The sequence below is a fragment of the Collinsella sp. SGI.178 genome (assembly GCF_050313495.1).
GTDB lineage: Bacteria > Actinomycetota > Coriobacteriia > Coriobacteriales > Coriobacteriaceae > Collinsella.
The window spans coordinates 39,509-45,764 of sequence record NZ_JBNPLM010000018.1 but is presented as its reverse complement, the minus strand read 5'-3'; the positions used below and the strand labels follow the sequence as shown (position 1 = coordinate 45,764).

6 protein-coding genes are annotated in these 6,256 nt (G+C 57.6%); 1 reads left to right on the top strand and 5 read right to left on the bottom strand.

Going from position 1 to position 6,256, the window contains the following annotated elements:
• Nucleotides 1-700 (bottom strand): IS1/IS1595 family N-terminal zinc-binding domain-containing protein (locus ACQRAQ_RS06420; RefSeq protein WP_427794303.1); only part of this gene is annotated, 700 nt, incomplete at its 3' end.
• Nucleotides 701-1,014: 314 nt separating this feature from the next.
• Here ACQRAQ_RS06420 and ACQRAQ_RS06415 point away from each other — a divergent pair.
• Nucleotides 1,015-3,354 carry a hypothetical protein gene (locus ACQRAQ_RS06415; RefSeq protein WP_427794302.1) on the top strand — a complete coding sequence of 780 codons (2,340 nt, stop codon included), beginning with the start codon at nucleotides 1,015-1,017 and terminating at the stop codon, nucleotides 3,352-3,354.
• A 565-nt stretch (nucleotides 3,355-3,919) separates the two neighbouring features.
• Here ACQRAQ_RS06415 and ACQRAQ_RS06410 read toward each other — a convergent pair.
• The 4 genes from ACQRAQ_RS06410 to ACQRAQ_RS06395 are packed head-to-tail and all read right to left on the bottom strand — an operon-like array spanning nucleotide 3,920 to nucleotide 6,152.
• Nucleotides 3,920-4,540 (bottom strand): lipoate--protein ligase family protein, encoded by a 621-nt coding sequence (locus ACQRAQ_RS06410; protein WP_108726747.1) that lies wholly within the window; start codon nucleotides 4,538-4,540, stop codon nucleotides 3,920-3,922.
• On the bottom strand, nucleotides 4,540-4,743 hold the full coding sequence (locus tag ACQRAQ_RS06405; RefSeq protein WP_108726748.1) for an acetyl-CoA carboxylase biotin carboxyl carrier protein subunit: 204 nt from the start codon (nucleotides 4,741-4,743) through the stop codon (nucleotides 4,540-4,542). The genes ACQRAQ_RS06410 and ACQRAQ_RS06405 overlap by 1 nt, the downstream gene beginning before the upstream one ends.
• Before the next feature lie 8 nt (nucleotides 4,744-4,751).
• Complete coding sequence (locus ACQRAQ_RS06400) at nucleotides 4,752-5,087, bottom strand: thioredoxin family protein (protein WP_368019174.1); 336 nt, start codon at nucleotides 5,085-5,087, stop codon at nucleotides 4,752-4,754.
• 48 nt (nucleotides 5,088-5,135) lie between these two features.
• Complete coding sequence (locus ACQRAQ_RS06395; protein WP_427794301.1) at nucleotides 5,136-6,152, bottom strand: permease; 1,017 nt, start codon at nucleotides 6,150-6,152, stop codon at nucleotides 5,136-5,138.
• Between the last annotated feature and the right edge of the window lie 104 nt (nucleotides 6,153-6,256).

Here is a 6,256-nt window from a genome sequence, read left to right as displayed (position 1 = left end):
TTATCGCGCCGACCGCGAGCTTGTCGGCGAGCAGCTCCCTGGCTGCCGCCTCGTCGAGGCCGCCCCTCCCCGCGATCTCGTAGAAGATGTCGCCGGCGTCGTTGATGCCGGTGAGCACGCATATCTTCTCGTGCCCGTCGGTTCCCTGCGACCTTGCGCGGGGCTTCCTGGGCACGCCGGACTCCGACCTGGAGCGGTTTCCCTTGAAGCTCTCCCTGAAGAAGCACTCGTCGAGCTCGGCCCCGCCGCCGGCCTCCACGCGGAAGGCGGGCATGCGCTTGGCCATGGCCTCGAGCAGCCTGTGGCGCATGAAGAACGCCGTCTTGAGGCACACGCCGCACTTTTCCGCCGACTCGCGCAGCGGGAGCATGTCCACGTGGCACTCCGCGAACCTCATCCAGGCCGACCTGTCGAGCTTGGTGGTGGAGAAGATGCGCATGGTGGCGTCGGTGAAGGTCCTGGCGCACCCTCGGCAGAGGAACCGCTGACGGCCGCGCCCGTCTCGCCCCCTCTTCACGTAATGCGGGGAGCCGCACCAGGGGCAGGCTCTGTCGGGATCGTCTTCCGCCCCCTCGCTTGCCGCGAGGTCGAACAACTCCGCGTCTATCAGCGCCTTGAGCGATCTCAGGGCCCTGCTCTTCTCGGCAGCCGTCATCTGCGGGAGGAACTGCCTCGTCAGCTGGGTGAGCACGTCTTCCATTGCAACCTCCATCTTTCCTGATGATGGAATTGTCGCAATTGGGGGTCCTGCTGCGTGTACTGTGCATAGGACACTTATCCAAAGCGGTCTAACACAACGGTCCTAATGGACATGGTGCTTGCAAACGTAAATTTAGAATGTCATCTGTAAGATTCCGTTTAGCAACCAAGCAGCAGTGGGAGGGATTCTAAGGAGATCAGCTGGGACAAATTGTCCCAGAGTTCCTCCATATAGCTGAATGTTCCTAAGGCGGTTATTAAAGGTGGGATAATTGATGAGATGTGTAAAGCGCATCGCTAAGAGAAAGACCGCACATGAGCAATTTTGAAATCATCCCGGTATCGAGTGCCGGCACACTCGACATAAGCCCAGCCTCCAATGAACTTTCGATTCTCGATTCCTTCGAAGCCCTGGAATTCGAATTCGACGACGCGGTAGACAAGGCGAGTAGGCTGGACTATGGGATCGCCGCAGGAAGCGGCTTGTTGACCGGGCTGCTCAGCGTGTTTCTCGGCAAGCCTCTATCTATCGAAGAGGCAGCGAAGATCGGTGGTAAGGAAGCCGACAAGATTGTCATAGACGCAGCGAGGGCCTTCGGCTGCGACCTTCCAAACGATAAGGCCATATTCGACAAGGACGGCAGATGCAGCACCGAAGTCCTGGCCAAGGCAATCAAGTTCTTGGAAGACAAATTCCCAATTCCTCAGGACAAGCTTACCCCTGAGTTCGGAGGAGGGCTTCAGCACCACCTTCGAGATTTCTCACACCATCCTACCGTTCTCGGCCTCTTCTTCTCCATCCTCGGCCAATTTACGGGCACGGGCTACGGCACCGACACGGACGGCAACTTCATCAAGCTGTTGTTCCCCGAAAACGCCCTTGTAGGGAAGAACGTCCCCGAGAAGATCGCCATCGGTACGTTCAATTGGCTGTTCCACCTTGTCAGCGACATAGACGGGTCGAACCAAAAGGCCGGCAAGGGAACCGGCATCCCGGGGCCCATTCTGTCCATGCTAAAAGAGCTTTCTTCCACGCCGCTGTTCAAGAACGTTAAGGTCAACTACAAGGAAAGCGAGATCTCGTTCTCGAAATGGGTCTCCAAGCTGTTCAATGGCACCTACTTCAAGGATTCGGAAGGAAAGCCTGTCCGCTTCGACTTCAGGACGGAGATGGGCTTGGCCACGCAATTGCTGGAGCAGTCCCTTTTCGTTCTCGCAAACGAAGTCGTCGTCCGCGTTTTCTACACCGTCTCGAGACTTGCTTCGGAGATAAAAACGAAGCGCATAGCTTCGTTTGCGGAGCTCGACCGATTGGATCCGAAGGGCTTTCTGCCGATCAACAACAGGGCCCTCACGAGGATGTGCACCGTTTCCAGCGGCACGTTCCTAGCAGTCAATTCCGCTGGCAGCGCTATTAAGGCAGGGATAGCTTCCAAGGGAAACAAGGCCGCATTCGCCAAGGCGTTCTTCCTGAACATCAACTATCCCGGCATCGGAAGGTTCGCCGTCGCTTGCTTCTTTGACGCCAAATACATCAAGGAAGACGTCGCAACCGTGTACAAGAAAGCGATGGCCGAACATGAGAGGCAGAAGCAACTAAGGGAACAGGAGCTTCAGAGGCTTTCCGCAAAATATCGATTCTTGACGCTCAACTCTGACCAAACCAGGCTCCTGTACTCCTTCCAGTCGATGATGGTGGCCTTTGACATCCTGAGCACGAAGAAGGCGGATCTGGCGCTAGTGAAAACAAGATGGAAGGACGAATGGGAGGCCACCGTCTGCGAATCCCTGGATGTGGCCAGAGATGAATTCTTCATCCGCAGCGGCAGGCAAGCATTCGATTTAATGGAAGAGATCTCCAACGATGTCGAAGACCGCTCCTGGATTGACCTGCTGGTTCTCGAGCTATCTAGATTTACGCCTTACTACCAGCTAGGTCTCGAAGAGAACAAGCCTTATAAGAAACTCAAGGTCAAGACCGACTACCTTGGCGACGTTTTCTGCAAGGGGCAGAACTACATTGACAGCACCGATGTGAAGGCAATTCAAAAGGCATACACGCATGCGATCGGAACGATAACCGGCAATCGAAAAAGGGTGGCTGCTGCAGCGGTAGCGACGCTTGCGGTCACCGCGGCGACTGCAGGAGGCGCATTGTTCTTCGCTCCTGAAATTGCAGTGCTCATCGCAGGCGATGCGGTTGTCGGGCTCTCAGGTGCAGCATTGACTAGCGCCAGCCTGGCTTTCGTCGGAGGAGGCTCGCTTGCAGTTGGCGGCATGGGCATGGCTGGCGGAACTGCGATTCTAACAGGCGGAGGCGCGTTGCTTGGCCTCGCGGGATCAGGTGTAACCACGGCGGCGAGCGTTGCCGTGCAATCGTCCGAGTCTTTCGTGCAAAGCGAATGTTCCAAGCTTCTAGCGTTCTGCTCTGAAATCGCCGTCAAGAAATACGGACGCTACGACATCGCCTCTCTAGCGCAACAAGGAATGCAGAACTGCGCAGAGGAGCTACGCGCCGAAATCGAGAAGCTGTCGAATAAGGAAAACGGTCAAGACAAAAAGCTTATCTCCCAAATGAAGAAAAGCTTGAAGTGCATGGAGCGTTGCGAAAAGGCTCTCGAGAAACTGCAAGATTCAAGGAAATTGCTGGATTAGCTCGACCGGGACAAATTGTCCCAATGGGGACATTTGAAACTCATAACCGATTAGCACCAAGCCACTTGCGATTATTCCAAACGAACAATGTCCAAATCATTTTGCAAACGTGCAGGTTGGTGACATCATATGTAAGCCACTTGCGCTAATTGTCCTCCGATGATTGACTGGGGAGATTCTATCAAATGTGTAGCCGCACGGTGCAATGTCGCCTGAAGTCTGCTTAAACGAACATAAGACTGGACCCAAGAACTAGGTGCTATTCGCGACCTCACGTGACCCACGAAAAAGCCTCGGGCACTCCGAAAAACCGTGACCTAAATTTGACCGCATGCCCAAACGTCGATTTTTGAGACTGGGTGTAAATAGGATTCACTAGAACAAACTGCGACAAACTGGGACAAACTGGAGAAAGTTTTCAACTATAGAGTGAAAGTAGCCCGTATAGGCTTTGTGCAATAAGAAAACCCCAGTTTAACTGGGGTTTTCTTATTACGATCGCACCCCCTAGGCTTCTCACGGTCAGGGAGCTGACGGAGGCGCACGTGAAAGAGACCGGCGGAAATCACATCGCACCCAAGGAAACGGAGGCGAGGAGCGCTCTCTCGAGTGCTCCCTGGAACTCGTCAGCTGTCATCTGCGGAACCAAATCCTTGATGTTCCTCACGCGGGCGAAAACAGACCTCATGGCGGTGCCGCAGTACTTCCTCTTGCCGGGGGCAAGCAGGCGATCCATCGCGTCCAGGTCAACATCGAACAACACGCTGCCGTGGAACACGACCAGGTCGCCAGCGTCTTGCCATGCGCATCCGCATACCTTGCGACCGGCGACGTAGACGTCGTTGCGGTCGTTTCGGACGGCCGGCACGCCCAGGGCCATCAGGGCCCGCTCGGGAACCTCCATGGCGCGCGGAAGGAAATCACGCGGCACCGCCATCGAGAATGCCACGCACCCCTCGTCGCGGTAGACCGCCCCGCCGCCGCTTTGCCTCCGGACGATGTCGACACCCAGCTCCTTGGCAAGTGCGGCGTCGACTTCCGCTTCAATGTCTTGGTTGAAGCCCACTGAGACGCAGGGGGCGTCCCGGTGGGTGAAAAGGAAGGGCGTGCCCGTGCGAAGAAGCTCCTGCTCGAAGGCGAGGTTCTCGTAAGCGGTGCGGTAGGGGCTCTTCACGACGTTCAGCATCAGCCCACCGTCGCCAGGAGCTGGCCCTCGGACACCATGCCGCCCTTGCAGGCAATGCCAATCTTTCCAGCGCACGGTGCCACGACCTCCATCGTGCCCTTGCCCTGCTCGAGGGAAGCAACTACTTGCCCGGCCTCCACGGTATCGCCGTCTGCGACCTTCCAGAAAAGTATCGCGTTGCCTCGGGTCGATCTGATCTCCATGGTTCCTCCTACCTCAAGTACGCTGCGACTTCCGCCGGCGTGAGCACCATGCCAGCGGACACGACCTTGCCGTCAACGACCAGCGCAGGCAGGCTCATGGCGCCGTAGCCCATGATGCGGTCCATGTCGGTGATGTACTCAAGCTCCGCCTCGAGCCCCAGCTCGGCGATGGCCGCTTGGGCGTTCTCGTTCAGCTCGTGGCAGCAGCCGGACCCCAGCACCTTCACCTGGCGGGCGCCTCCGCAGCCGCAGGGCTCTGCCTTCATCTGCGGAGCGCCATCATTGCACGCGCAGGGAACGGCGGCCTTCTCTTCCTTCTTCTTTCCGAATCCGAACAATCCCATGACAATTTCTCCTTTCGACGCGCCCGCACCGTGCGGGCTCCTAACCGGTTAGAACAGCGGCTGCAGGAAGTTGAACACGTAGCCGCTTATGCACATGCCGACGATGCACAGCCCCACGAACGTCACCATCAGCTTCGGCTTGATGACGCGGGAGAGCATGGTCAGGCTGGGGATGGACAGCGTGGTGACGCTCATCATGAAGGCCAGCACCGTGCCCAGGCCCGTGCCCTTGTAGTACAGGGCCTCGGCGATGGGGATGGCGCCGAATGTGTCGGCGTAGATAGGCGCGCCGACGAGGGTGGCCAGCACCACGGCGAAGGGGTTGCCGTCGCCCAGGACAAGCTCGATCCACTCGGCGGGGATCCAGTTGTGGATGAAGGCGCCGATTCCCACGCCCAGCAGGATGTACGGGAACACCTTCTTGAACGTGCCCCAGGTCTCCTTGCGGGCATAGGCCAGGCGCTCGGGCACCGTCATGGACAGGAGCTCGGCGTCCGCCGGCGCGTCGCCGCGGACGAAGTCGGCCAGGTGCTCCTCCATGCCCATGCGCTGGATGATGGTGCCGCCGGCGATGGCGATGAGCAGGCCAACCACCGTGTAGGCAACGGCAACGCCCGGGCCGAAGATGCTCATGATCAGCACCAGGCTGCCCAGGTCCACCATGGGCGAGCTGATGAGGAAGCTGAAGGTGACGCCCAGGGGCAGGCCCGCGCGGGTGAACCCGATGAACAGCGGGATCGAGCTGCAGCTGCAGAACGGCGTCACCGTTCCCAGCAGTGCTCCCACCACACTTCCCCAGATTCCCTTGAAGCGGCCCATGATCTTGCGGCTGCGCTCGGGCGGGAAGTGGCTCTGGATGTAGCTGATGGCGAAGACGAGCACGCACAGCAGGATGACGATCTTCACCGTGTCATAGATGAAGAAGTGGAGCGTGCCGCCCCACTGGCCCGCTGCGTCAATGCCTAGCGCGCCCAGCAAGGCGGCGATCAGTTCGCTCAGCCACTGCATCTTCAGCACCTGGTCCAAGATGAACGTTCCGATGGACTCCATTGGGACTCCTTTCATATTGATATATCGATATATATCTATGTTATGACGACAATGACATTATAGGATTCACATAGATATATGTCAATATATGAATTTGCGTGATATACTGAAGCTGCCAG

Excerpts from the sequence above, each read along its gene's own strand:
- ACQRAQ_RS06415 (WP_427794302.1), top strand. The coding sequence starts at position 1,015 with ATGAGCAATTTTGAAATCATCCCGGTATCGAGTGCCGGCACACTCGAC.
- ACQRAQ_RS06410 (WP_108726747.1), bottom strand. The coding sequence starts at position 4,540 with ATGCTGAACGTCGTGAAGAGCCCCTACCGCACCGCTTACGAGAACCTC.
- ACQRAQ_RS06405 (WP_108726748.1), bottom strand. The coding sequence starts at position 4,743 with ATGGAGATCAGATCGACCCGAGGCAACGCGATACTTTTCTGGAAGGTC.
- ACQRAQ_RS06400 (WP_368019174.1), bottom strand. The coding sequence starts at position 5,087 with ATGGGATTGTTCGGATTCGGAAAGAAGAAGGAAGAGAAGGCCGCCGTT.
- ACQRAQ_RS06395 (WP_427794301.1), bottom strand. The coding sequence starts at position 6,152 with ATGAAAGGAGTCCCAATGGAGTCCATCGGAACGTTCATCTTGGACCAG.